The 24,381-nt window shown below is 59.1% G+C and carries 24 protein-coding genes and 5 tRNA genes; 21 read left to right on the top strand and 8 right to left on the bottom strand.

Going from position 1 to position 24,381, the window contains the following annotated elements:
• Positions 1-177 precede the first annotated feature (177 nt).
• Positions 178-1,728, top strand: a complete 1,551-nt coding sequence (gene norR, locus GQR96_RS19065) for a nitric oxide reductase transcriptional regulator NorR (protein WP_043521289.1) — start codon at positions 178-180, stop codon at positions 1,726-1,728.
• Here norR and gutQ read toward each other — a convergent pair.
• The 7 genes from gutQ to GQR96_RS19030 form a co-directional block, all read right to left on the bottom strand.
• Entirely contained in the window at positions 1,691-2,656 is a 966-nt protein-coding gene (gene gutQ / locus GQR96_RS19060) for an arabinose-5-phosphate isomerase GutQ (protein ID WP_004205670.1), read from the bottom strand. The genes norR and gutQ overlap by 38 nt on opposite strands.
• Positions 2,649-3,422, bottom strand: coding sequence for a glucitol operon DNA-binding transcriptional repressor SrlR (locus GQR96_RS19055; RefSeq protein WP_004205671.1), 774 nt, complete (start codon positions 3,420-3,422; stop codon positions 2,649-2,651). The genes gutQ and GQR96_RS19055 overlap by 8 nt, the downstream gene beginning before the upstream one ends.
• Before the next feature lie 66 nt (positions 3,423-3,488).
• Positions 3,489-3,848 (bottom strand): transcriptional regulator GutM, encoded by a 360-nt coding sequence (gene gutM / locus GQR96_RS19050; protein ID WP_048325461.1) that lies wholly within the window; start codon positions 3,846-3,848, stop codon positions 3,489-3,491.
• A gap of 154 nt (positions 3,849-4,002) precedes the next feature.
• Entirely contained in the window at positions 4,003-4,782 is a 780-nt protein-coding gene (gene srlD, locus GQR96_RS19045) for a sorbitol-6-phosphate dehydrogenase (protein ID WP_002914815.1), read from the bottom strand.
• 12 nt (positions 4,783-4,794) lie between these two features.
• Positions 4,795-5,157 (bottom strand): PTS glucitol/sorbitol transporter subunit IIA, encoded by a 363-nt coding sequence (gene srlB / locus GQR96_RS19040; protein ID WP_004205674.1) that lies wholly within the window; start codon positions 5,155-5,157, stop codon positions 4,795-4,797.
• A gap of 13 nt (positions 5,158-5,170) precedes the next feature.
• Positions 5,171-6,151, bottom strand: coding sequence for a PTS glucitol/sorbitol transporter subunit IIB (locus GQR96_RS19035; RefSeq protein ID WP_004205675.1), 981 nt, complete (start codon positions 6,149-6,151; stop codon positions 5,171-5,173).
• Positions 6,148-6,711, bottom strand: a complete 564-nt coding sequence (locus GQR96_RS19030; protein WP_062913534.1) for a PTS glucitol/sorbitol transporter subunit IIC — start codon at positions 6,709-6,711, stop codon at positions 6,148-6,150. The genes GQR96_RS19035 and GQR96_RS19030 overlap by 4 nt, the downstream gene beginning before the upstream one ends.
• Positions 6,712-6,988: 277 nt before the next feature.
• Here GQR96_RS19030 and mltB point away from each other — a divergent pair, with 277 nt between their 5' ends.
• The 20 genes from mltB to GQR96_RS18930 all read left to right on the top strand — a co-directional run bounded on the left by mltB (position 6,989) and on the right by GQR96_RS18930 (position 22,592).
• Positions 6,989-8,068, top strand: coding sequence for a lytic murein transglycosylase B (gene mltB / locus GQR96_RS19025; RefSeq protein ID WP_043521292.1), 1,080 nt, complete (start codon positions 6,989-6,991; stop codon positions 8,066-8,068).
• Between the two features lie 339 nt (positions 8,069-8,407).
• A complete protein-coding gene (locus GQR96_RS19020) occupies positions 8,408-9,118 on the top strand; it encodes a metal ABC transporter ATP-binding protein (protein WP_072140381.1) in 711 nt (236 codons plus the stop codon).
• Positions 9,115-9,978: a metal ABC transporter permease gene (locus GQR96_RS19015; RefSeq protein WP_069734293.1), complete on the top strand. Its 864-nt coding sequence runs from the start codon at positions 9,115-9,117 to the stop codon at positions 9,976-9,978. The genes GQR96_RS19020 and GQR96_RS19015 overlap by 4 nt, the downstream gene beginning before the upstream one ends.
• Before the next feature lie 7 nt (positions 9,979-9,985).
• Positions 9,986-10,864: a metal ABC transporter substrate-binding protein gene (locus GQR96_RS19010; protein ID WP_004205683.1), complete on the top strand. Its 879-nt coding sequence runs from the start codon at positions 9,986-9,988 to the stop codon at positions 10,862-10,864.
• A 138-nt stretch (positions 10,865-11,002) separates the two neighbouring features.
• Complete coding sequence (pncC, locus tag GQR96_RS19005) at positions 11,003-11,491, top strand: nicotinamide-nucleotide amidase (protein WP_065905305.1); 489 nt, start codon at positions 11,003-11,005, stop codon at positions 11,489-11,491.
• A 99-nt stretch (positions 11,492-11,590) separates the two neighbouring features.
• Complete coding sequence (gene recA, locus GQR96_RS19000; protein WP_004205686.1) at positions 11,591-12,649, top strand: recombinase RecA; 1,059 nt, start codon at positions 11,591-11,593, stop codon at positions 12,647-12,649.
• A 70-nt stretch (positions 12,650-12,719) separates the two neighbouring features.
• Positions 12,720-13,220 (top strand): recombination regulator RecX, encoded by a 501-nt coding sequence (gene recX / locus GQR96_RS18995; RefSeq protein ID WP_004205687.1) that lies wholly within the window; start codon positions 12,720-12,722, stop codon positions 13,218-13,220.
• Positions 13,221-13,470: 250 nt separating this feature from the next.
• A complete protein-coding gene (gene alaS / locus GQR96_RS18990; RefSeq protein ID WP_048325458.1) occupies positions 13,471-16,098 on the top strand; it encodes an alanine--tRNA ligase in 2,628 nt (875 codons plus the stop codon).
• 363 nt (positions 16,099-16,461) lie between these two features.
• Complete coding sequence (gene csrA, locus GQR96_RS18985; RefSeq protein ID WP_000906486.1) at positions 16,462-16,647, top strand: carbon storage regulator CsrA; 186 nt, start codon at positions 16,462-16,464, stop codon at positions 16,645-16,647.
• 322 nt (positions 16,648-16,969) lie between these two features.
• Positions 16,970-17,062, top strand: a tRNA-Ser gene (locus GQR96_RS18980).
• Positions 17,063-17,066: 4 nt separating this feature from the next.
• A tRNA-Arg gene (locus tag GQR96_RS18975) sits at positions 17,067-17,143 on the top strand.
• Positions 17,144-17,293: 150 nt separating this feature from the next.
• Positions 17,294-17,370 (top strand) — tRNA-Arg (locus GQR96_RS18970).
• A 61-nt stretch (positions 17,371-17,431) separates the two neighbouring features.
• Positions 17,432-17,508 (top strand) — tRNA-Arg (locus GQR96_RS18965).
• Positions 17,509-17,604: 96 nt separating this feature from the next.
• Positions 17,605-17,681: transfer RNA gene (locus GQR96_RS18960), tRNA-Arg, on the top strand.
• A 355-nt stretch (positions 17,682-18,036) separates the two neighbouring features.
• Entirely contained in the window at positions 18,037-18,351 is a 315-nt protein-coding gene (locus GQR96_RS18955) for a BON domain-containing protein (RefSeq protein ID WP_004205689.1), read from the top strand.
• A gap of 125 nt (positions 18,352-18,476) precedes the next feature.
• On the top strand, positions 18,477-19,043 hold the full coding sequence (yqaB, locus tag GQR96_RS18950) for a fructose-1-phosphate/6-phosphogluconate phosphatase (RefSeq protein ID WP_004205690.1): 567 nt from the start codon (positions 18,477-18,479) through the stop codon (positions 19,041-19,043).
• Entirely contained in the window at positions 19,040-19,468 is a 429-nt protein-coding gene (locus tag GQR96_RS18945; protein ID WP_004205691.1) for a YqaA family protein, read from the top strand. The genes yqaB and GQR96_RS18945 overlap by 4 nt, the downstream gene beginning before the upstream one ends.
• A 66-nt stretch (positions 19,469-19,534) precedes the next feature.
• Positions 19,535-21,091 carry a glutamate--cysteine ligase gene (gshA, locus tag GQR96_RS18940; protein WP_064155053.1) on the top strand — a complete coding sequence of 519 codons (1,557 nt, stop codon included), beginning with the start codon at positions 19,535-19,537 and terminating at the stop codon, positions 21,089-21,091.
• A gap of 165 nt (positions 21,092-21,256) precedes the next feature.
• Positions 21,257-21,772, top strand: a complete 516-nt coding sequence (luxS, locus tag GQR96_RS18935; RefSeq protein WP_004205694.1) for an S-ribosylhomocysteine lyase — start codon at positions 21,257-21,259, stop codon at positions 21,770-21,772.
• Between the two features lie 52 nt (positions 21,773-21,824).
• Entirely contained in the window at positions 21,825-22,592 is a 768-nt protein-coding gene (locus tag GQR96_RS18930) for an AraC family transcriptional regulator (protein WP_065905304.1), read from the top strand.
• Here GQR96_RS18930 and leuA read toward each other — a convergent pair.
• Positions 22,571-24,247 (bottom strand): 2-isopropylmalate synthase, encoded by a 1,677-nt coding sequence (gene leuA, locus GQR96_RS18925; RefSeq protein WP_064178267.1) that lies wholly within the window; start codon positions 24,245-24,247, stop codon positions 22,571-22,573. The two genes, GQR96_RS18930 and leuA, sit on opposite strands and share 22 nt — an antisense overlap.
• Positions 24,248-24,381 lie beyond the last annotated feature (134 nt).

Raw genomic sequence — 24,381 nt, 5'->3', positions numbered from 1 at the left:
ATCAATACAGTGTGTTTAAACTCAGTTGCCTGGCGTATTACAAGTTGCGTGCCAGTTTTTTAAAGTATTGAATAAAAAGAATTTTTAAATTTTCATGATTTTCGTTGCTGTCAAAATGACAATGATTAAAATAGTCGATATGACTATTAAGGTTGTCAAAATGACAATGGAGCGATGATGAGTTTTTCCGTTGAGGCGCTGGCGAGAATCGCCATTGATTTACAAAGCGATATCGGTCACGTCGACCGCTTTTCGCGCCTGATCGCCACCCTGCGGCAGATCCTGGGCTGCGACGCCTCGGCGCTGCTGCGCTATGAGGCCCATCAGTTTGTGCCGCTGGCGATCGATGGCCTGGCGCAGGATGTGCTTGGCCGGCGCTTTGCGCTGGATGGGCATCCGCGGCTGGAGGCGATCGCCCGCGCCGGCGATGTGGTGCGCTTCCCGGCGGACAGCGACCTGCCGGACCCCTATGACGGCCTGATCCCCGGCCAGGAGAGCCTCAAGGTTCACGCCTGCGTGGGGCTGCCGCTGTTTGCCGGGCAAACGCTGATCGGCGCACTGACCCTTGACGGTATGGATGCCGACCGCTTCGACAGCTTCAGCGATGAAGAGCTGCGGCTGATCGCCGCCCTGGTGGCCGGGGCGCTGAATAACGCGCTGCTTATCGCCCGCCTTGAAGCGCAAAACGTCCTGCCGCCGCAGGTGGTGAATTACCCGCAGCCGGAGCGCCAGGAGCTCATCGGCCTGTCGGCGCCGATGCTGCAGCTGAAAAAAGAGATCGAGATTGTCGCTGCCTCGGATTTAAACGTGCTGATCAGCGGCGAAACGGGGACCGGCAAAGAGCTGGTGGCGAAGGCGGTGCATCAGGGTTCGCCGCGGGCGGCTAACCCGCTGGTGTACCTCAACTGCGCGGCGCTGCCGGAGAGCGTGGCGGAGAGCGAGCTGTTCGGTCACGTGAAAGGGGCATTTACCGGGGCTATCAGCAACCGCAGCGGCAAATTTGAGATGGCCGATAACGGCACGCTGTTCCTCGACGAAATCGGCGAACTGTCGCTGGCGCTGCAGGCGAAGCTGCTGCGCGTCCTGCAGTATGGCGATATTCAGCGTGTCGGCGATGACCGCAGCCTGCGGGTCGATGTGCGGGTGCTGGCGGCGACCAACCGCGATCTGCGCCAGGAGGTGGTGGAAGGGCGCTTTCGCGCCGATCTCTATCACCGGCTGAGCGTTTTCCCGCTGTCGGTTCCGGCGCTGCGCGAGCGGGAAAATGACGTGGTGCTGCTGGCAGGCTATTTTTGCGAGCAGTGCCGCCTGCGGATGGGGCTGGCGCGGGTAATTTTAAGTGAGGCAACGCGTAACAGGCTGCAGCAGTGGTCGTGGCCGGGCAACGTGCGCGAACTGGAGCATGCCATTCACCGGGCGGTGGTGCTGGCGCGGGCTACCCAGGCTGGCGATGACGTAGTACTGGAGCCGCAGCATTTCCAGTTTACAGCGGCTGCGCCGACGTTGCCGACCGAGGAGATGGCAGCGGCGCCGGCGATGGGCAACGTCAATCTGCGCGAAGCCACGGATAACTTCCAGCGCGAGGCGATTTCCCGCACGCTGGCGGCGCATCAGGGCAACTGGGCGGCGACCGCCCGCGCGCTGGAACTGGACGTCGCCAACCTGCACCGGCTGGCGAAACGTCTGGGGCTTAAAGGATCCCGGCCTGGTAAAAGTTCTGCAGGTTGATGGCGCCGACCAGCAGGCCGTTTTCATCCACTACCGGCGCGGCGCTGATTTTATGTTTCATCAGCCGCTCTTTGGCTTCCACCGCGCGGCTCTCCGCCTGCAGCGTCACGCCGTTGCGGGTCATCGCCTGCGTGACGCCGTCGTTTAAGGTGCCGCCGCCCACCAGCCAGCGGCGCAGGTCGCCGTCGGTGAAGACGCCCTGCACGCGGTTGGCCTCATCGCAGACCGCCACCAGGCCGAGCCCGGTCCGGCTCAGCTCGAGCATCGCGTCCATGACGTTGGCGTCTGTACCGACGCGCGGCACTTCGTCGTCGCGGCGCATCAGATGATGCACTTTGTTCAGCAGACGCGCGCCGAGCGCCCCCGCCGGATGGGAGCGAGCGAAATCCTCTTCACTGAAGCCGCGGGCTTGCATCACCGCCATCGCCAGCGCGTCGCCGAGCATCAGGGTGTTGACGGTGCTGGAGGTCGGCGCCAGATGCATCGGACAGGCTTCGCGCTCCACGGCGATATCCAGCACTGCTTTCGCCGCCAGCGCCAGCGGCGAGGTGGATTTGCCGGTCATCGCCAGCAGGGGGATCCCTTTTTCCTCCAGCCGCGGCACGATCAGATCCAGCTCTTTCGCGCTGCCGGAGTAGGAGATAAACAGCATCACATCGCGACCGTCGAGCATGCCGAGATCGCCGTGCAGGGCTTCCGCCGGGTGGACGAAAAAGGCCGGAGTGCCGGTGCTGGCGAAGGTCGCCGCCAGCTTTTTGCCGATATGACCGGATTTCCCGATACCGGAGACAATCAGTTTGCCCTCGCAGTGGATGATGGTCTCCGCCGCGCGGATGAAGTCATCGCCCAGGCGTTCCGGCAGGCGGCTCGCCTCCTGTAGCTCCAGCATCAGGGTCTGGCGTCCGGCCTCTAACAAAAAGTTACTCATGATGTTCTCCAGTAATGATGACTTCTATGCCTTTGGCTTCCAGCGCCCGCTGGAATGCAGGGTCAATATCGGCATCGGTAATCAGTTTATCCACGCGCTCCAGGCCGCAGACAATATTGGGGCTTTTACGGCCAAACTTTGACGAGTCGGCCATCAGGATCACTTCGCGGGCGGCGTTGCACATCGCCTTGCTGACGGTATACACCTCATTGAAGGTGGTGACGCCGGCGTTCAGATCGATGCCGTCGGTGCCCATAAACAGCTTGTCGAAACTGAACTGTTCGAAAGCGTTTTCCGCCAGCTGGCCGTGAAAGGAGGCCGATTTTTTGCGGAAGGTGCCGCCGGGCATCAGGATAGTCTGTTCATTATCCAGTTCGGCAAGGGCATTGACGATATGCAGGCTGTTGGTCATCACCGTGATGTTATTGAAGCGGCTGAGCAGCGGGACCATCTGCAGCACCGTGCTGCCGGCATCGAGGATGAGGGAGTCGCCATCATGAATAAAACGCACCGCCGCTTCGGCGATGCGCGCTTTCTTATGGGTGTTGATCAACGTCTTATGATCGATCGGCGGATCGGCTTCATCCTTGTTGAGTACCACGCCACCGTAGGTGCGAATGACGGTGCCGGCGTTTTCCAGCGTGACCAGATCCTTACGGATGGTGGTGCCGGTCGTATCGAAATGTTGCGCCAGCTCTTCGACCGAGCATTTTCCCTGCGACTGCAGGAACTCGAGAATGGCTGCCTGGCGCTGACGTGGTTTCATAGGCGTCTATCCTGCGTTTAAGTTTCGAAGTGATAATTTCGCAAGATATTTACTTTTACAACGAAATTATCCATGTTTCGGATTAAGCGCTAATGATAGTGCATTCTGACAGCGCGGATCATGGGGAAAGATCACATCAGGCTGCAATTCCGCGATATGTTTGCCGTCCAGCGCGGGGATTTTTTGCGGACGGGCGAAAATGGTGAAGCCTTTCATCAGCAGCGTGTCGCAAATGCGGTTGTCATCATCAACGGCGATAGCGACGATGGCGCGCGGTTGAAAGCGTCCGGCGGAGCGGCCGACCCCCACCCGACCCTGCTGGCACAGGCTGTCGAAAGCGCGATTGAAACGGCGGATCTGCCAGCCGCCAAAGGCCATTTGGGTAAGCCAGGCGATGGCGGCGACGGTGATTAATGCGGTAACCATAGGTATCTCCTTAAGGGGGGCGGGAACAACCCGGGTCGTGGCGCGAGCGCCTAACCCGAGCGATCCGCGGTGCCTTTTCGTCGGGTAGCGGCTAACGCCTTACCCGACCTACAGTTTTGTAGCCCGGATAAGCGCGGCGCCATCCGGGATCCCTTTAAAACATCACCTGACCGCCGGTAACGTTGATTGACTGCCCGGTGCAGTACGACGCCTGCGGGCTGGCGTAAAACATTAATACGTTCAGCACATCCTGATATTCGCAACCGCGCTTCAGCGGCACCTTGTCGATGTAGTACTGCTCGACCTCGCTCTCATCGATACCGAGCTTGGTGGCGTACTGCGGCAGCAGCGACTGGAACATCGGCGACTTCAGCAGATTGCCGAGCATCAGTGAGTGTACGGTAATGCCGTATTCCGCCAGATCCAGCGCCAGCGACTGGGTCAGTCCGACGCCGCCGAACTTCGCCGCGCTGTAGCCGGAGTTGTGCTTGCTGCCGACTTTGCCGGATTTCGAGTTGATCTGAATGATGCGTCCCTTAATGCCGTCGCGGATCATCAGCCGGGAGAATTCGCGGGCGCAGAGGAAGTAGCCCACCAGATTGACCTGTAGCGAGCGGTCGAAATCCCCCAGCGCAAAGTCGCTAATAAACGCCGCTTTGGCGATGCCGGCGCTGTACACCAGCAAGTCGACGCGCGAGAAAATCTCATCCACCCCATGGGCCAGCGCGGTGACGCTGGCCTCGCTGGTGGCGTCGGCGCCGAAGCCATACGCCATGCCTTCGCCATATTCAGCGTTAATCTCCTGGGCGACGCGGCTGGCTTTTTCGCTCTGAATATCGACCACCGCCACGCGGTAGCCCTCGGCGGCCAGCCCGCGGCACAGAAACTCTCCTAAGGTTTGTCCACCGCCAATGACAACAGCAACCTGATTCATCTTTCTCTCCTGTTAAGCAACAAATTTCAGTACGCAGCCGGGCGCAATGGCGTCCGGCACCGGGCCCGCCACGTGGACGGTCCCCGGAAACTCCGCGTCGCGATGGCCGTCAAAGCGCAGGGTGATATGGCCCAGCTCGCGCAGATTTTGCTCGGCAACGTCGCCGACGGCGGTCACCGGGTAGCGCAGCTCGCCAAGCTGCAGCTCTGCACCCGGCTGCAGCGAACCGGCAAGCTCGCCGTGGTTGTGAATAAAGCAATACGCTTCGATATCCGCCGGGGCGCCCTCGCGGAAGGTGATCAGCATTTGCTCTTCCAGCGCCATCGCCGCGCAGGCGCCGATGTGCGTAATGGTGGTCTGGTAAATCACGGTCATGTTCTGGCCCCTCTTACTGGTAAATAAATCCGGAAACGAACCACGCGATCAGCACCGTTGGCGCGCCGGTCAAAAAGCGGCTGACCAGCACCGACGGCACGCCGACGCGCACGGTATCCTGGCGGGCTTCGGCCAGCGACAGGCCAACCGGGATAAAATCGCAGGCGGCCTGGGCGTTAATGGCGAACAGCGCCGGCAGGGCGAGGTGCGGCGGAATATTGCCGAGGCCGATCTGCACGCCGATCAGTACGCCAATCACCTGGGCGATAACCGCGCCGGGGCCGAGAAACGGCGACAGCAGCGGGAAGGAGCAGATCAGCGCCAGGGTCACCAGACCCAGCGGATGGCTGGCGAGCGGCGCCAGGCCATGGGCGATCCAATCGCCGATGCCGGAGGCCATGATGATGCCGATCAGCGCCGAGACGAAGGCCATAAACGGCAGGATCGTCTTCAGCACCGTATCGATGGTGTCGCGTCCGGCCTGGAACAGCACCGCCACCACCGAGCCCATCCCCATCCCGACCTTCGCCAGTAGGCCATCGCTCTGTTCAGTGATCTTTTTGCTGGCGTCGTAGTCGCGACCCGCGCGGTTGTTCTCCGCCGGTGGCTCGGGAGCTATCGTGCCGCCGGTCGCGATGCGCTGAATGTTCTCCTCCTTGACGCCGGAGACGTAGATATCTTCTGTGATGTACTGGGCCAGCGGCCCCGATTTGCCGGTGGCATGGATATTCACCGTCGGGATGCGGCGCTTGGGATAGAGCCCGCAGCGCAGGGTGCCTCCGCAGTCGATAATCGCCACGCCGATGTCGCTTTCCGCCGGTTCGCCCTCTTTAAAACCGTCCACCGCCTGCCAGCCGGTCAGGCTGGCGATACGGTCAACGATCGCCGGGCGGGTGCCGGCGGTGATATAGACGATCTTTTTGCCCTCGACGACGTCGAGCTCAAGGGGGCCGCCCCAGCCGCCGGTGCCTTTCTCAATACGAATCCGGGTCATGATGCCGCTCCTGACAGATGCACTTTCTGAGCCAGCTGAATCGCCATTTTTCGCTCGAAAATCGAGGTGGTCAGGTCGGTAACCCAGCCGCGGAAGAAGTTGGTCACCAGCCCGACCAGCAGATAGCTCACCGCCAGCGGACCGAGCGGCAGGCCGAGGGTGGTGAGGCCGTTGGCGATGCCGAGATAGACGAACAGTTCGCCGGGGTTGATATGCGGAAACAGACCGTTCATTGAGTGGCAGCTATAGGACGCCGCCGCGTAATAGCTGGGCTTGTACTTCTCTGGCATAAAGCGGCCCAGGCTCAGGGTCATCGGGTTACAAAACACAAAGGTACCGATGCAGGGCAACAGCAGGTAGCGGGAGATCGGGTTCCCGGCGCAGCGCTGCGCCAGTTTTTCGATCCGCTGCTGGCCAATAAAGTTGATCAGCGCGTTCATGATCACCAGCAGACTGATCAGCAAGGGGAGGATCCCGGTCACCATGCCGGTAAACACCTCGCCGCCTTTCTGAAACAGGCCGATAAACCACTCCGCGCCGTGGGTCACGACGTCAATCATTGTTCTCTCCTTCAGCATGTTATTTTTCTTGCTAACTGCAGACTGATTTTAATCATTTTGAAAGGTTTTAAAGTGTTAAATGGATCGCAAAATGAAAGATAAATATTTTATTTTGAAAGATTGGCGCTGAGAGGATGAAATAACGAGGGGCATGACAGCATGCAGGGAAGGGGGCGGTGAAGGACTATTTTGTCTACAAACGGATTGTCGCTTTCTTGTTGGTCGTCGCATGCTTTACCATAATTATCCCTTGCTGAATTTGTTAAACGGAATTCCCATGTTGAAGCGTCGCTCTCTGGCTTTACTTCCCCTTTGTGTGCTCCTCGCTGCCTGCAGCAGCAAACCCAAGACTCCCGCGGAAACGGAGATGGCGAGTGGAACCGGCGGCTTTTTGCTGGAACCGCAGCATAACGTGATGCAGATGGGCGGCGACTTCGCCAACAACCCGGCGGCGGCGCAGTTCATCGATAAGATGGTGGCGAAGCACGGCTTCGACAGGCAGCAGCTGCAGGAGATCCTGTCGCAGGCGAAGCGTCTGGACTACGTTCTGCGGCTGATGGATCGTCAGGCGCCGACCGGCTTGCCGCCGACCGGGCCAACCGGCGCCTGGCTGCGCTACAAGAAACAGTTTATTACCCCGGATAACGTGCAGAACGGCGTGGTGTTCTGGAATCAATATCAGGACGCGCTCAACCGCGCTTATCAGGTCTACGGCGTGCCGCCGGAAATCATTGTCGGTATTATCGGCGTGGAGACCCGTTGGGGACGGGTGATGGGCAAAACCCGCATCCTCGACGCGCTGGCGACCCTGTCGTTTAGCTATCCGCGCCGCGCCGAATACTTCTCCTCCGAGCTGGAAACCTTCCTGCTGATGGCGCGCAGCGAAAGCGACGACCCGCTGGATCTGAAAGGCTCTTTCGCCGGGGCGATGGGGTACGGCCAGTTTATGCCGTCGTCCTATAAGCAATACGCGGTGGACTTTAACGGCGACGGCCATATCAACCTGTGGGACCCGGTGGATGCTATCGGCAGCGTGGCCAACTACTTCAAACAGCACGGCTGGGTGAGCGGCGATCTGGTGGCGGTGCAGGCGCTGGGCCAGGCGCCGGGGCTGGAGAATGGTTTCAAAACCAAATACAGCGTGTCGCAGCTGGCGGCGGCGGGGCTAACCCCAACCCAGCCGCTGGGTAACCATCAGCAGGCCAGTCTGCTGCGCCTGGACGTCGGGACCGGCTATGAGTACTGGTACGGGCTGCCGAACTTCTACACCATCACCCGCTATAACCACAGCACCCACTACGCGATGGCCGTCTGGCAGCTTGGCCTGGCGGTTTCGCAGGCCCGCGGCGGTTATTAATACTGTCATCCGGCTGACAGTATCCGAGCCTCCCCGGATAACGGCGCGTAGCGCCTTATCCGGGCGACGGTCTGTTATCTGGTTGGTGGCCCCGTAAGCGCAGCGCGACCGGGGGATTTCCCGGAAAGGCCGCGCTTATCCTGCTGTTTCTTCCCGTCGGCATGCTTCCTGTCTACCTTTGTTACATTTCCGCTCACCGGCTCTGATTTACAATCTAATTTCGCCTCTGTATTGTTATGTTATAACATTTAATAAAAGGGGTAAGGATATGTTCGCATCGGTTTTTATGGCATCCGGCGCGGCGCGCCTGGCCATCGCTGGAACGCTGCTGGCGGCGCTATGGCTGGCGACCTGGTGGGCGGTGACGCTGCCATGATTGAACTGGAACAACTGGTAACCGGCTATGGCGGGGCGGCGATCACCCCTCCGCTGAGCGGGATGATATGTCCCGGCAGCCTGACGGCAATCGTTGGTCTCAATGGCTGCGGAAAATCGACCCTGCTGAAAACCCTCGCCGGGTTTCTTCCGCCGGTCAGCGGCCGCCTGCGCTGGCAGGGAAAGCGGCCGGTGATTGGCTGGCTGGCACAGCGCCATGCCCTCGAGTCACAGTTTCCTCTCAACGTGCAGGATGTGGTGAGTCAGGGAGCATGGCCCGGCGTGTCGCTGCTGCGCGGTCTGAGCGGCGATACCCGGCGACGCATCGGCGCGGTGCTGGAGCGGGTCGGGCTGGCGAGCCTGGCGAAAACCCCGATCGAAGCGCTCTCCGGCGGCCAGTTTCAGCGCATGCTGTTTGCCCGGGTGATGGTGCAGCGGGCGCCGCTGGTGATGCTCGACGAGCCCTTCACGGGTATCGATGAAGCGACCAGTCGCGAACTGATGGAGCTGATCCTCGACATGCACCGGCAGGGGCAAACCATCCTGGCGGTGCTGCATGATAACCAGCGGGTAGCCGACTTTTTTCCGGAGACGCTGCTTTTAACCCGCCAGCGCGCCTGCTGGGGTGCCACCCGGGCGGTTCTCCCGGCCTTCAGCCAGGCGAGGTCAGCATGATCTGGCATACCTTCTTTCAACCTTTTATTGAATTCGGCTTTATGCGCCGGGCGCTGGTGGTCTGCCTGGCGCTGTCGCTAAGCACCACCATGCTGGGCGTCTTCCTGTTGCTGCGGCGCATGAGCTTGATGGGCGACGCGCTGTCGCACGCCATTCTCCCCGGCGTGGCGGTGGGCTATCTGCTGAGCGGCATGTCGCTGCTGGCCATGACCGTGGGCGGCTTTGTCGCCGGCATCGCGGTCGCGCTGGTGGCGGGATGGGTGAGCCGGCGGACGCCGTTAAAAGAGGACGCCAGCTTTGCTGGATTTTATCTGGGATCGCTGGCGCTGGGCGTCACTCTGGTGTCGCTGCGCGGCTCCAGCGTCGACCTGCTGCATCTGCTGTTTGGCTCCATTCTGGCGGTGGATCGTGACGCGGCGCTGTTTGTCAGCGGCGTCGCCAGCCTGACGCTGTTGTGCATCGCGCTGTGCTACCGCGGTCTGGTCAGCGAGGCGTTCGACAGTGCCTGGCTGCAGGTGAATAACCGCCGGCTGCCCGCGGTGCTGCATGGGTTTTTTCTGGCGCTGCTGGTGCTTAACCTGGTGGCGGGATTTCAGGTGCTCGGCACGCTGATGGCGGTAGGGGTGATGATGCTTCCGGCGGTTGCCGCGCGCTGCTGGGCGCGAACGCTGCCGGGCATCCTGCTGCTGGCGGCGCTCTCCGGCGCGCTCTGCGCCTGGCTGGGTTTGAGTCTCTCCTGGGCGGCCAGTCTTCCCGCCGGGCCCGCCATAGTGCTGACCGCCAGCGCGCTGTTTTTTATTTCGCTGTTTTTTGGCACGCGCAGCCGACTGCTGGTCGGCTGGCGCAAATTGATGGGGTAAGGAAATGATGAAACGTAGTGCAATAGTGGTCGCGCTGGCCTTCGGCCTGATGGCGCAGGGGGCGATGGCGAAAACGCTGAATGTGGTAAGCAGTTTTTCAGTTCTGGGTGATATGGTGCAGCAGGTTGGCGGGGAGCATGTCCATGTGGATACCCTGGTCGGCCCGGATGGCGATCCGCACACCTTCGAGCCGTCGCCGAAGGATAGCGCGCTGCTCAGCAAGGCCGACGTGGTGGTGGTTAACGGCCTGGGACTGGAAGGCTGGCTGGATCGCCTGATTAAAGCCTCTGGTTTTAAGGGCGAGCTGGTGGTGGCGTCGAAGGGCGTCAAGACCCATACCCTCGATGAAGACGGCAAAACGGTGACCGATCCCCACGCCTGGAACAGCGCAGCGAACGGCGCATTGTATGCGCAGAATATCCTCGATGGTCTGGTGAAAGCCGACCCGGAAGATAAAGCGGCGTTGACCAGCAGCGGCAAGCGCTATATCGACCAGCTGACGGCCCTCGACGGCTGGGCGAAAGGGCAGTTCAGCGCCATTCCGCTGGCCAAGCGCAAGGTCCTGACCAGCCATGACGCTTTCGGCTATTTTGGCCGCGCTTATCATGTAACCTTCCTCGCGCCGCAGGGGCTCTCTTCAGAGAGCGAGGCCAGCGCGGCGCAGGTGGCGGCGCTGATTAAGCAAATCAACGCGGACGGCGTCCATACCTGGTTTATGGAGAACCAGCTTGACCCGCGGCTGGTGAAGCAGATTGCCAGCGCCACCGGCGCGCAGCCCGGCGGAGAACTCTATCCTGAGGCGCTCTCCGCCCCGGGGGGCGTCGCGGATAGCTATGTCAAAATGATGCGTCATAACGTGGCGCTGATCGCCGCCAGCATGAAGTAAGCGTGCGATTTCTCATCCCGGCGCCGCCGGGATGATTCATTTTGGATGTCCCCTCGTAAATTCCACACCTCGTCCCCATATCTCTGTGGAAAGTGCTATCTTTGATGGCCTCTTTATCCGGAGCAAAGCGGGGCGATAATGACCGATTCAGAATTAATGCAGCTAAGCGAGAAGGTCGGCCGGGCGCTGCAGGCGCAGGGCGCGACGGTGACCACGGCGGAATCCTGCACCGGTGGCTGGATAGCGAAAGCTATCACCGATATTGCCGGCAGCTCAGCGTGGTTTGAACGCGGTTTTGTGACTTACAGCAACGAGGCCAAATCGCAAATGATCGGCGTCAGCGAAGCGACGCTGCGGGACAACGGCGCGGTGAGCGAACCGGTGGTGGTGGAGATGGCGATCGGCGCGTTGCGCGCCGCGCGCGCGGACTATGCCATCTCGGTTAGCGGCGTCGCCGGGCCGGATGGCGGCAGCGACGAAAAGCCGGTCGGGACGGTGTGGTTTGGCGTCGCCAGCGTTAGCGGACAAGGGGTGACGCGGCGGGAATGCTTTGCCGGAGACCGCGAAGCGGTACGTCGTCAGGCGACGGCCTACGCGCTCAATCTGCTCTGGCAACAATTTCTATAAAAGACTTGATACTGTATGACTATACAGTATAATTGCCTCAACTGAACAAATATTAACGGCGAAGCGAACACGCTTCACCCTGCATGATTAGGAGTAACAATGGCGATCGACGAAAACAAACAGAAAGCGTTGGCGGCTGCACTGGGCCAGATCGAAAAGCAATTCGGTAAAGGCTCCATCATGCGCCTGGGTGAAGACCGTTCTATGGACGTAGAAACCATCTCCACCGGCTCGCTTTCTCTGGATATCGCGCTGGGCGCCGGCGGTCTGCCAATGGGCCGTATCGTCGAGATCTACGGGCCGGAATCCTCCGGTAAAACCACCCTGACGCTGCAGGTTATCGCCGCAGCGCAGCGCGAAGGTAAAACCTGTGCGTTCATCGATGCGGAACACGCGCTGGATCCGGTCTATGCGCGCAAGCTGGGCGTGGATATCGACAACCTGCTGTGTTCTCAGCCGGATACCGGCGAGCAGGCGCTGGAAATCTGTGACGCGCTGGCGCGCTCCGGCGCGGTTGACGTTATCGTCGTCGACTCCGTCGCGGCGCTGACGCCGAAAGCGGAAATCGAAGGCGAAATCGGCGACTCTCACATGGGCCTCGCGGCGCGTATGATGAGCCAGGCGATGCGTAAACTGGCGGGTAACCTGAAGCAGTCCAACACGCTGCTGATCTTTATCAACCAGATCCGTATGAAAATCGGCGTGATGTTCGGTAACCCGGAAACCACCACCGGCGGTAATGCGCTGAAGTTCTACGCCTCCGTGCGTCTGGATATCCGTCGCATCGGCGCGGTGAAAGAGGGCGACAACGTCGTCGGTAGCGAAACCCGCGTCAAAGTGGTGAAGAACAAGATTGCGGCGCCGTTCAAACAGGCTGAATTCCAGATCCTCTACGGCGAAGGCATCAACTTCTTCGGCGAGCTGGTTGACCTCGGCGTGAAAGAGAAGCTGATTGAGAAAGCGGGCGCCTGGTACAGCTACAACGGCGACAAAATTGGTCAGGGCAAAGCGAACGCTATCACCTGGCTGAAAGAGAACCCGGCGGCGGCGAAAGAAATTGAGAAGAAAGTGCGCGAACTGCTGCTCAACAACCAGGACTCTACGCCGGACTTCGCCGTTGACGGCAACGATGCAGAAGAAACGGAACAAGATTTCTGATATCGTCTAACAGAGTGATAAAGGGCTGCTTATGCGGCCCTTTTGCTTTTCTTAGATTATTGAGGTGCCTGTGACTGAACCTTCATCACGCCGCTCCGGCTACGCCCGCCTGCTGGACCGCGCTATCCGCATTCTGGCGATGCGCGACCACAGCGAACAGGAGCTGCGTCGCAAACTGGCTGCTCCGGTAATGAGCAAAAACGGCCCCGAGGCGCTGGACGTCACCCCTGAAGAGCTGGAGCAGGTGGTTGCCTGGTGTATCGAAAACCGTTATCTCGACGATAACCGTTTTGTCGGCCAGTTCATCGCCAGCCGGAGCCGCAAAGGCTATGGCCCCGCGCGCATTCGTCAGGAGCTCAGCCAGAAAGGCATTGCGCGCCAGGCCGTGGAACAGGCGATGCGCGAATGCGATATCGACTGGGTGAGCCTTGCCAGGGCGCAGGCGCAGCGTAAATACGGTGAACCGTTACCCTCCGCCTTTGCTGAAAAAGTGAAAATCCAGAGATTCCTGCTGTACCGTGGCTACCTGATGGAAGATATCCAGGAAATCTGGCGAAATTTTGCAGATTGACCCATCCGGGATTTTACTTCGCCGTAAAGAAAACTTATCTTATTCCCACTTTATTCCGTCGGGCCGCTGGTTGTGACAGTGCAGGCAGCGTCCTGGGCGATTATTCCTTTACACAAAATCATTCAAGCTGCATCAGGGCGGCAAGAGAGACTATCTTCCGCAACGCACGTCAGTTCGGTGCCGGAAGAGCAAGCGCAGCCAGGACAGAGGCGACTTGAAGGATGACGTGTAGCTTGATTTCAGGATAATTATGAGCAAGAGCACCGCTGAGATCCGTCAGGCGTTTCTCGACTTTTTCCATAGCAAGGGACATCAGGTAGTTGCCAGCAGCTCCCTGGTGCCGCACAACGATCCGACCCTGCTGTTTACCAACGCAGGGATGAACCAGTTCAAGGATGTCTTCCTTGGTCTCGACAAACGTAATTATTCGCGTGCGACCACCGCGCAGCGTTGCGTGCGTGCGGGTGGTAAACACAACGATCTGGAAAACGTCGGTTACACCGCGCGTCACCACACCTTCTTTGAAATGCTGGGCAACTTTAGCTTCGGCGACTACTTCAAGCAGGATGCCATCAAATACGCGTGGGAGCTGCTGACCGGTGAGAACTGGTTCGCGCTGCCGAAAGAGAAGCTGTGGGTCACCGTTTACGAGACCGATGACGAAGCATACGACATCTGGGCCAATGAAGTAGGCGTCCCGCGCGAGCGAATCATCCGCATCGGCGACAACAAAGGCGCGCCGTTTGCTTCAGACAACTTCTGGCAGATGGGCGACACCGGTCCGTGCGGTCCGTGCACCGAGATTTTCTTCGACCATGGCGATCACATCTGGGGCGGCCCTCCGGGAAGCCCGGAAGAAGACGGCGACCGCTACATTGAGATCTGGAACATCGTCTTCATGCAGTTCAACCGTCAGGCTGACGGTACCATGGAGCCGCTGCCGAAGCCGTCCGTCGACACCGGTATGGGCCTGGAGCGTATTGCCGCGGTGCTGCAGCACGTTAACTCAAACTATGACATCGACCTGTTCCGCGATCTGATCGCCAGCGTGGCGAAAGTCACCGGCGCCACCGATCTGACGAACAAGTCGCTGCGCGTTATTGCCGACCACATTCGCTCCTGCGCCTTCCTGATCGCTGACGGCGTAATCCCGTCGAATGAAAACCGCGGCTACGTGCTGCGCCGCATCATTCGCCGCGCGATCCGTCACGGCAACATGCTGGGCGCGAAGGATACCTTCTTCTGGAAACTGGTTGCCCCGCTGATCGCCGTGATGGGCTCCGCCGGCGAAGAACTGAAGCAGCAGCAGGCTCAGGTTGAGCAGGTGCTGAAAACCGAAGAAGAGCAGTTCGCCCGTACTCTGGAGCGCGGACTGGCGCTGCTGGATGAAGAGCTGTCGAAGCTGAAAGGCGACACCCTGGATGGCGAAACCGCCTTCCGTCTGTACGACACCTACGGCTTCCCGGTCGACCTGACCGCGGACGTCTGCCGCGAGCGCAACATCAAGGTTGACGAAGCCGGCTTTGAGGCCGCCATGGAAGAGCAGCGCCGTCGCGCGCGCGAGTCCAGCGGTTTCGGCGCTGACTATAACGCGATGATCCGCGTTGACGGCGCCTCTGAATTTAAAGGTTACGATCATCTGGAGCTGAACGGCAAAGTGACTGCGCTGTTCATCGATGGCAAAGCGGTGGATAGCGTCAGCGCGGGTCAGGAAGCGGTAGTGATCCTCGACCAGACCCCGTTCTATGCGGAGTCCGGCGGCCAGGTGGGCGATAAAGGCGAACTGAAAGGCGCGGGCTTCTCCTTCGCGGTCAGCGACACGCAGAAGTACGGCCAGGCCATTGGTCATATCGGTAAAGTCGCCAGCGGCTCCCTGAAAGTGGGCGACGCGGTGCAGGCCGATGTGGACGAGGCTCGCCGTCAGCGTATCCGCCTGAACCACTCCGCGACGCACCTGATGCACGCGGCGCTGCGCCAGGTGCTCGGCACCCATGTGGCGCAGAAAGGCTCGCTGGTCAACGATAAAGCGCTGCGCTTTGACTTCTCGCATTTCGAAGCGATGAAGCCGGAAGAGATTCGTGCAGTGGAAGATCTGGTCAACGCGCAGATCCGTCGTAACCTGGCTATCGAAACCAACATTATGGATATCGATGCCGCGCGCGCATCCGGCGCCATGGCGCTGTTCGGCGAGAAATACGATGACCGCGTCCGCGTGCTGCGGATGGGCGACTTCTCCACCGAACTGTGCGGCGGGACTCACGCGGCGCGTACCGGTGATATCGGCCTGTTCCGTATCACGTCTGAGTCCGGTACCGCCGCTGGCGTGCGCCGTATCGAAGCGGTGACCGGTGAGGGCGCGATGGCCATGCTGCACGCGCAGAGCGATCAGCTCAGCGATATCGCACAGCTGCTGAAGGGCGACAGCCACAATCTCGGCGAGAAAGTTCGCGCCGCGCTGGAGCGTACCCGTCAGCTGGAAAAAGAGCTGCAGCAGCTGAAAGAGCAGGCTGCGGCGCAGGAGAGCGCAAACCTCTCCAGCAAAGCGGAAGAGATTAACGGCGTTAAGCTGCTGGTCAGCGAGCTGGCCGGCGTGGAGCCGAAGATGCTGCGCACCATGGTTGACGATCTGAAGAACCAGCTGGGTTCGACGGTTGTGGTGTTGGCTACGGTCGCAGACGGTAAAGTTTCCCTGATTGCCGGTGTGTCTAAGGATGTGACAGATCGCGTCAAGGCTGGGGAGCTGGTTGGTATGGTCGCTCAGCAGGTGGGCGGTAAAGGGGGCGGTCGTCCGGATATGGCGCAGGCCGGTGGTACCGATGCGTCTGCTCTCCCTGCAGCGTTAGCCAGTGTGAAAGGCTGGGTCAGCGCAAAACTGTAATAACTATAAACGCATATACCCTAAATAATTCGAGTTGCAGGAAGGCGGCGACACAGCGAATCCCCAGGAGCTTACCCAAGTAAGTGACTGGGGTGAGCGAGGAAAACCAACACACATGCAACTTGAAGTATGGCGGGTTTAGGTGCCGTAACCTCAGGGAAATGGCACCTTGCGCGAGAAACACCGATAACGATAAAGTCGGGTTGAAATTGTGTATATCGGCTAAACTTAGGTTTAACAGAATGTGATGCCATGACTGCTTATACCGTAAGGTATTTGTCATTGCTTACTTTTTGGCGTTATATGATGGATAATGCCGGGATACGAGAGACCCGACTCTTTTAATCTTTCAAGGAGCAAAGAATGCTGATTCTGACTCGTCGAGTTGGTGAGACCCTCATGATTGGAGATGAGGTCACTGTGACAGTTTTAGGGGTGAAGGGTAACCAGGTTCGTATTGGCGTAAACGCCCCTAAAGAAGTATCTGTACACCGTGAAGAGATCTACCAGCGTATTCAGGCTGAAAAATCCCAGCAGTCCAGTTACTAAGGTTTCCGCGCCTCGCTGTTCAGTGAGGCGCATCACTTACCGCCGCTTTTTCCCTTTTTCTGTTTCTTCCCCCTGCACCATACCGCTTTTCATTACCCTTTGCCGCTTTGGTCGTTTGGCGTTATGCCAGCGTCAGGGCTGATTTCCTGTTGATAAATTGCCCTTTTTGCCGTTTTTGCACGCGAATTGCGTGCGAAGTGTGCAAACGAAAAAAGGTCTCGAAAAAGTGTTTGACTTATAAGTACCAGAAAGTAATATGTGCGCCATCGCAGCGACGAAGAGCAGAAACAAGTTCTTCGAAGCACTCGAAAGAGGCGTGTGTGGTGAGGTGGCCGAGAGGCTGAAGGCGCTCCCCTGCTAAGGGAGTATGCGGTCAAAAGCTGCATCCGGGGTTCGAATCCCCGCCTCACCGCCATTTTGCATCCGTAGCTCAGCTGGATAGAGTACTCGGCTACGAACCGAGCGGTCGGAGGTTCGAATCCTCCCGGATGCACCATCTTCTTTCTGAATTAAGAGAGAAGAGCGCTGTGAAAGCAGCGGCCCGCAGTGCGAGGCATAATCGAGTCACTCTACCGATTAGGCCGTCATACTCAGTGTGGCATGTGTTAGTTGTGACACTGACGCGTAGTAAAGCAAGTTTCCCGATGCATCCGTAGCTCAGCTGGATAGAGTACTCGGCTACGAACCGAGCGGTCGGAGGTTCGAATCCTCCCGGATGCACCATTCTTTAATAAGAATGGCAAATCGCGAAATTTGATATCAGAATTACAGCAGTAATCCCGATGCATCCGTAGCTCAGCTGGATAGAGTACTCGGCTACGAACCGAGCGGTCGGAGGTTCGAATCCTCCCGGATGCACCATATTCTCCTTAGTAACAGCAACATTGTTGTTATCTGGTTTGCGAAACCATCGTAAGTGCCAGGAGAGTAACCCCGCAGTAAAATAGCTTTCCCGATGCATCCGTAGCTCAGCTGGATAGAGTACTCGGCTACGAACCGAGCGGTCGGAGGTTCGAATCCTCCCGGATGCACCATATTCTCCTTAATAACAGCGACGATGTTGTTTTATGGTCTGCGAAATCATCGCCAGCACCAGGGAGGATAACGTTGCGTAAGCAACGGCCCGAAGGGTGAGGCGAAGCCGAATCATCCTCCCGGATGTACCATATTCTCCTCAGTAACAACGACGATGTTGTTACATAGGCTGCGAAATTATCGCAGCACCCGTTCTGAATGCATCATCTTCACTCTTCTCTCACCATCCCGATAACCGCGTTTTCCATCGCCAGTTTCATCCTGACTTTTTTATTGGCAAGCCGCGCTTTCCACTATAATTTATCCTTGTATATCAGCGTTATCAGGCTGAGATAAATGCAAGGAGAGAAATCCATGAAATGGTTCAAAGCAATACCTGCTTTTTGCGCAACGCTGCTGGTGGCGACTGCCCTCGCTGGCTGTGCGGGATCGGCTACAAAGGAGAGTACGGGCGGCTATATTGACGATACCGTGGTGACCACCAAGGTGAAAACGGCGCTCTTTAACGATAAAGACATCAAGTCCTCTGAAATCAGCGTCCAGACCTTTAAAGGCCGCGTCCAACTGAGCGGATTTGTCTCCTCCGCGGAAAGCGCTAAACGGGCGGTGGAAGTCACCCGTCGGGTGCAGGGCGTGCGAATGGTCGAAAACGATCTTCGAATTAAATAAGGCCGCCTATCCGGTCTGATGCCTGAAGGCGCCTGTGGGCGCCTTTGTCGTCTGCGCCGCTGGCCGCGACAACGACCGGCTTTTGCGTTACAGTAACCATTCATTAACCGGTTGGTGAGAAGACGATGTACGAAGGTTACGCAGGACTGATCTTTGATATGGATGGCACTATCCTCGATACCGAGCCGACCCATCGTCAGGCATGGAATGAGGTGCTGGGCCGCTACGGTATGCGTTTCGACGAACAGGCGATGGTTGCCCTCAATGGCTCACCGACCTGGCGGATTGCCCAGGCGATTATTGAACTCAACCAGGCGGATCTCGATCCACATCGCCTGGCGCAGGAAAAAACCCTGGCCGTTAAGGCGATGCTGCTGGACAGCGTACGTCCATTGCCGCTGATCGAGGTGGTCAAGGCGTGGCACGGCCGTCGCCCGATGTCGGTCGGCACCGGTAGCGAAAGCGCCGTCGCCGAAGCGCTGCTGGCGCACCTGGGCCTGCGTCATTACTTCTCCGCGGTGGTGGCGGCCGATCATGTGGTCAACCATAAACCCGCGCCCGATACCTTCCTGCTGTGCGCCGAGCGCATGGGCGTCGCGCCGGAAAAATGCGTGGTCTTCGAAGATGCCGACTTTGGTCTGCAGGCAGCGAAGCGCGCGGGAATGGACGCTGTAGACGTGCGTTTGCTGTGAGCGATGCGCTGTCACTCCTCTCGCTGTTTGCCAGTAGCTTTTTAAGCGCCACGCTACTTCCCGGCAATTCGGAGGTTGTGCTGGTGGCTATGCTACTTGCGGGGGTCAGTCATCCGTGGTGGTTAGTATTAATAGCAACAATCGGCAATAGCCTTGGAGGGGTAACTAACGTTATTCTGGGGCGCCTGTTTCCGCTGCGTAAAACCTCGCGCTGGCAGGAGCGGGCGGCCGGCTGGCTTAAGCGCTACGGCGCGGTTACGCTGTTGCTGAGCTGGGCGCCGGTTGTCGGCGATTTACTGTGTTTGCTGGCGGGATGGATGCGCATTTCCTGGGGACCGGTACTCTTTTTCTTATGCCTTGGAAAGGCGCTGCGCTATATCGTCATTGCAGCAGCGACGCTTCAGGGCATGACGTGGTGGCACTAATTGGACTGACAGTTCATCCATTACAATTATGCTTATTCAAACGATTTCGACAGGCGGGAGGTCAAATTGATCCCGGACGTATCACAGGCGCTGGCCTGGCTGGAAAAACATCCGCAGGCCCTGCAGGGTATTCAACGTGGTCTGGAGCGGGAGACGCTGCGCGTGAACGCAGACGGCACCCTTGCAACGACCGGTCACCCTCCGGCGTTAGGCTCAGCGCTGACGCATAAATGGATTACCACCGATTTTGCCGAAGCTTTACTTGAGTTTATTACGCCAGTAGATGGCGATATTGAGCATATGCTGACCTTTATGCGCGATGTCCATCGCTATACCGCGCGTCAGATCGGTGATGAGCGGATGTGGCCGCTGAGTATGCCATGCTATATCGCCCCCGGTCAGGATATTGAGCTGGCGCAGTACGGCACCTCTAACGTGGGGCGCCTGAAAACGCTATATCGCGAGGGGCTGAAGAACCGCTACGGCGCGCTGATGCAGACTATCTCCGGCGTGCACTATAACTTCTCCCTACCGATGGCCTTCTGGCAGGCTAAATGTGGTGTGGAAGACACTGAGAGTGGTAAAGAGGCCATTTCGGCGGGCTATTTCCGCTCAATTCGTAACTACTATCGCTTTGGCTGGGTGATCCCCTATCTGTTCGGCGCCTCGCCGGCGATTTGCGCTTCGTTCCTGCAAGGAAAGCCGACGACGCTGCCCTTTGAGGAGACGGGCAACGGCATGTATTACTTGCCGTACGCCACCTCGCTGCGCCTCAGCGACCTTGGTTATACCAATAAGTCGCAAAGCAATCTCGGAATTACGTTTAACGATCTGCACGAGTATGTGGCAGGATTGAAGCGCGCGATTAAAACGCCGTCGGAAGAGTACGCTAAAATCGGGCTGGAAAAAGACGGTAAGTATCTGCAGATCAACAGCAATATCCTGCAGATTGAAAACGAACTCTATGCGCCGATCCGCCCGAAACGCGTCACCCGTCGGGGCGAAACCCCGTCCGATGCGCTGTTGCGCGGTGGTATTGAGTATATCGAAGTGCGTTCGCTGGATATCAATCCCTTCTCGCCGATCGGCGTTGACGCCCAGCAGGTGCGTTTCCTCGACCTGTTTATGGTCTGGTGCGCGCTGGCCGACGCGCCGGAGATGAGCAGCGATGAGCTACTGTGCACCCGCACCAACTGGAACCGGGTGATTCTGGAAGGGCGTAAGCCGGGCTTAACGTTGGGCATCGGCTGCGAAAGCGCGCAGTTCCCGCTGGCGCAGGTGGGTAAAGATCTGTTCCGCGATTTACGCCGTGTAGCGCAGACGCTGGACAGCATTCACGGCGGCGAGGCCTATCAACAGGTCTGCGATGAGCTGCTGGCCTGTTTTGACGATCCGGAATTAACCTTCTCAGCCCGCATTCTGCGTTCTATGATTGAAGAAGGGATTGGTGGAACCGGCCGTGCGCTGGCCGATCGTTACCGGACCCAGCTGCGTGAAGAGCCGCTGGAGATCCTGAGCGAAGAAGATTTCATCGCCGAGCGTGACGCGTCGGTGGCGCGACAGAAGAAAATTGAAGCGGAAGACAGCGAGCCGTTTGAGGCGCTGTTGGCGCGGCACGCGTAGCGGTCGAAGCGCTGGAAAAGAAAAAGGCCACATCACTGTGGCCAAACTTTCATCTCTGATTCAGGGATGATGATGATAATAAATGCGCGTCTTTCATATACTGAGACTCGCGGTTGAACAAAGAGTTCATTTTATTTTAAAAAAATTCACTCCCGGAGGTGACGAATGCCGTTGTTAGATAGTTTCACAGTCGACCATACCCGAATGGAAGCCCCAGCGGTGCGTGTCGCGAAGAAAATGAACACGCCGCATGGCGATGAAATCACCGTATTCGATCTGCGCTTCTGCGTGCCGAACCAGGAAGTGATGCCGGAGCGCGGTATCCACACCCTCGAGCACCTGTTCGCCGGCTTTATGCGCGATCACCTGAACGGGAATGGCGTGGAAATTATCGACATTTCGCCAATGGGCTGCCGCACCGGGTTCTATATGAGCCTGATTGGTACGCCGGACGAGCAGCGCGTCGCCGACGCCTGGAAAGCGGCGATGGCCGACGTGCTGAAGGTGAAAGATCAGAACCAGATCCCGGAGCTGAACGTCTACCAGTGCGGGACCTACACCATGCACTCGCTGGAAGAGGCGCAGGAGATCGCTCGTCATATCATCGAGCGCGATGTGCGCATCAACAGCAACGACGAACTGGCGTTGCCGAAAGAAAAACTGCAGGAACTGCACATCTAGTGCTTCCGCCGCGGCCCGACGCCTGTCGCCGGGCCGCTTTCCCGACGCCGCCATGACGACGACCACCACCTTCTCCTTTCAGCACCGCCCGCTGGTGCCCTTTGCCCATGATTATGCTCACGGTGACCAGGAAGACTGGCATCAGCATGACTGCGCCCAGCTGCTGCATATTTTAAGCGGCGTGGTGCGGGTGGCGACGCCGGCAGGCTACTGGGTGGTGCCGCCCGGGCGCGGTGTCTGGCTGCCGGCGGGAACGCCCCACGCGCTGCGCATGACCGGCAACGTCGCGGCGCGAACGCTGTTTATCGATCCGCTGGCGCGCGCCGATCTTCCGGCGGGCTGCCAGATCGTACAGATCACGCCCCTGCTGCGGGAACTGATCGTCTCCTCCCTGGCGCTGGCCGAGCGTTATGACCCCGCCAGCCGCGACGAACGGATTTATGAGCTGATCCTCGATGAGATCCGCGGGATGGCGATCCTGCCGTTTGGCCTGCCGGAGCCGCAAAGCGAAACGCTGCGCCGGCTGTGCCAGCAGGTGCGCGAGGCGCCGGGCGACGTCTGGAGCAGCAGCCAGGCGGCGAAGGCGTGCAGCATGAGCGAGCGAACCCTGAACCGCCATTTTCAGCAGCAGACTAGCCTGACGTGGCGCGAGTGGGTGCGCCGGGCGAAGCTAATGGAAGCGCTGATTCGCCTGGCGCAGGGCCACTCCGTGCTGCGGGTGGCGCTGGAGCTGGGCTACGGCAGCCACAGCGCCTTCAGCGCCATGTTTCGTCGGGTGATGGGCGTCGCCCCCAGCGACTATTTTCGTCCCCCGGCCTGATCGGCGGCGCTGAGCGCATTGCACAGCGCCTGCAGCGAGGCGCGCGCCACGTCATTATCGATACCCACGCCCCAGTAGCTTTCTCCTTGCGGAAAAACGCAGCGGATATAGGCCACCGACCGGCTGTCGCTGCGCGCGCCGAGGGTATGCTCATGATAGTCCTTGATCATAAACGGTTGCCGAAACAGCGCGCTGAGGCCGCTGGCTGCGGCGGAGAGCAGGCCGTTGCCCTGGCCCTGCAGGCGTCGGGTTTCGCCGTGGTGACGCAGCGTTGCCTGCAGGGAAAGCTGGCCATTCTGCTGGCTGGCGCTCTGATAATCGACCAGCGTCAGCGCAGACTGCGTCTGCAGCCCGTAGCGCGTGCGGAACAGCTGCCACAGCGCATGGTGGGTCATCTCTTTGCCGTCGCTATCGGTGACCTGCTGAACGTGCTGGCTGAAGTCCTGCTGCAGCCCGCGGGGCAGCTTCAGGCCATGATTTTGTTCGATAAGCCAGGCGCTGCCGCTTTTCCCCGACTGGCTGTTGACGCGGATCACCGCCTCATAGCTGCAGCCAATATCCTGCGGGTCAATCGGCAGATAGGGCATCCGCCACGGGTCGCCAGGCTGACGGGCATCAAATCCTTTTTTGATCGCATCCTGATGAGAGCCGGAGAAGGCGGTGTAAGCCAGACTTCCCGCCCACGGGTGGCGCGGGTGAACGGGGATCTGATTGCAGTTTTCCACCACTTCCACCACCCGGTTCATCTGCTCGAAGCGAAGCTCAGGGTCGATGCCCTGGCTGTAGAGATTCATCGCCAGCGTCACCAGACAGACATTGCCGGTGCGTTCGCCGTTGCCAAACAGGCAGCCTTCCACCCGGTCGGCACCGGCCATCACCGCCAGCTCGGCGCTGGCGACGCCGGTGCCGCGGTCATTGTGCGGATGCACGCTGATGCAGACTTCGCCGCGGCGGGAGAAGTGGCGGCAAAAATATTCGATCTGATCGGCATAGACATTCGGGGTGTTGACTTCCACCGTCGCCGGCAGATTGACGATCATCGGTCGCTCGGCGCAGGGCTGCCAGACATCCGCCACCGCTTCGCAAATCTCAAGCGCAAACTCGGGCTCGGTGAAGCAGAAGGTTTCAGGCGAATATTCATATTGCCAGCGGGTCTCTGGCTGCTGTTCGCACTGCTGACGGATAAGCCGGGTGGCGCGGGTCGCGAGGGCGATCACCTCGGCCTTGTCCATGCCGAAAACCAGCTCGCGGAACAGCGGCGCGGTGGCATTGTAGAGGTGGACGGTGGCCCGGCGGGCGCCGCGCAGCGCCTCAAAGGTGCGCAGGATCAGCGGGTCTCGCGCCTGGGTCAGCACCTGGATAGTGACATCCTCCGGGATGCGCTGTTCGTCAATCAGCTGGCGGACAAAGTTGAAGTCGGTTTGTGAAGCGGAAGGGAAGGCGACCTCAATCTCTTTAAAGCCGCACTCCAGCAGCAGATCCCAGAACTGCAGTTTGCGGGCGCTGTCCATGGGCTCGGCCAGCGCCTGGTTGCCGTCGCGCAGGTCAGTCGACAGCCAGCGTGGGGCGTGGCTGATTTGCCGGTCAGGCCAGCGGCGGTCGGGAAGAGCGATCGGCGGATAGGGTCGGTACTTTTCAGCAGGATGGCTCAGCATAGTGTTCTCCTTAATGGTCAGCCTTTATCCTGCCCGAGCGCCGGCGGGCGGGCTTTCGCAAACGAGACAGAAACTAGCGAGAACTGGACAACCTGAAGGCGTAAAAAAGGGACCCGCAGGTCCCTTAATGTGAG

This window comes from Klebsiella sp. PCX (genome assembly GCF_021869705.1).
GTDB lineage: Bacteria > Pseudomonadota > Gammaproteobacteria > Enterobacterales > Enterobacteriaceae > Klebsiella > Klebsiella quasipneumoniae.
This window is presented reverse-complemented; position numbering and strand designations above follow the sequence as displayed.

Bases quoted from the DNA above. Each gene is read 5' to 3' on its own strand.
- norR (WP_043521289.1), top strand. From the start codon at position 178: ATGAGTTTTTCCGTTGAGGCGCTGGCGAGAATCGCCATTGATTTACAA.
- gutQ (WP_004205670.1), bottom strand. From the start codon at position 2,656: ATGAGTAACTTTTTGTTAGAGGCCGGACGCCAGACCCTGATGCTGGAG.
- GQR96_RS19055 (WP_004205671.1), bottom strand. From the start codon at position 3,422: ATGAAACCACGTCAGCGCCAGGCAGCCATTCTCGAGTTCCTGCAGTCG.
- gutM (WP_048325461.1), bottom strand. From the start codon at position 3,848: ATGGTTACCGCATTAATCACCGTCGCCGCCATCGCCTGGCTTACCCAA.
- srlD (WP_002914815.1), bottom strand. From the start codon at position 4,782: ATGAATCAGGTTGCTGTTGTCATTGGCGGTGGACAAACCTTAGGAGAG.
- srlB (WP_004205674.1), bottom strand. From the start codon at position 5,157: ATGACCGTGATTTACCAGACCACCATTACGCACATCGGCGCCTGCGCG.
- GQR96_RS19035 (WP_004205675.1), bottom strand. From the start codon at position 6,151: ATGACCCGGATTCGTATTGAGAAAGGCACCGGCGGCTGGGGCGGCCCC.
- GQR96_RS19030 (WP_062913534.1), bottom strand. From the start codon at position 6,711: ATGATTGACGTCGTGACCCACGGCGCGGAGTGGTTTATCGGCCTGTTT.
- mltB (WP_043521292.1), top strand. From the start codon at position 6,989: ATGTTGAAGCGTCGCTCTCTGGCTTTACTTCCCCTTTGTGTGCTCCTC.
- GQR96_RS19020 (WP_072140381.1), top strand. From the start codon at position 8,408: ATGGCTGGCGACCTGGTGGGCGGTGACGCTGCCATGATTGAACTGGAA.
- GQR96_RS19015 (WP_069734293.1), top strand. From the start codon at position 9,115: ATGATCTGGCATACCTTCTTTCAACCTTTTATTGAATTCGGCTTTATG.
- GQR96_RS19010 (WP_004205683.1), top strand. From the start codon at position 9,986: ATGAAACGTAGTGCAATAGTGGTCGCGCTGGCCTTCGGCCTGATGGCG.
- pncC (WP_065905305.1), top strand. From the start codon at position 11,003: ATGACCGATTCAGAATTAATGCAGCTAAGCGAGAAGGTCGGCCGGGCG.
- recA (WP_004205686.1), top strand. From the start codon at position 11,591: ATGGCGATCGACGAAAACAAACAGAAAGCGTTGGCGGCTGCACTGGGC.
- alaS (WP_048325458.1), top strand. From the start codon at position 13,471: ATGAGCAAGAGCACCGCTGAGATCCGTCAGGCGTTTCTCGACTTTTTC.
- csrA (WP_000906486.1), top strand. From the start codon at position 16,462: ATGCTGATTCTGACTCGTCGAGTTGGTGAGACCCTCATGATTGGAGAT.
- GQR96_RS18955 (WP_004205689.1), top strand. From the start codon at position 18,037: ATGAAATGGTTCAAAGCAATACCTGCTTTTTGCGCAACGCTGCTGGTG.
- yqaB (WP_004205690.1), top strand. From the start codon at position 18,477: ATGTACGAAGGTTACGCAGGACTGATCTTTGATATGGATGGCACTATC.
- luxS (WP_004205694.1), top strand. From the start codon at position 21,257: ATGCCGTTGTTAGATAGTTTCACAGTCGACCATACCCGAATGGAAGCC.
- GQR96_RS18930 (WP_065905304.1), top strand. From the start codon at position 21,825: ATGACGACGACCACCACCTTCTCCTTTCAGCACCGCCCGCTGGTGCCC.
- leuA (WP_064178267.1), bottom strand. From the start codon at position 24,247: ATGCTGAGCCATCCTGCTGAAAAGTACCGACCCTATCCGCCGATCGCT.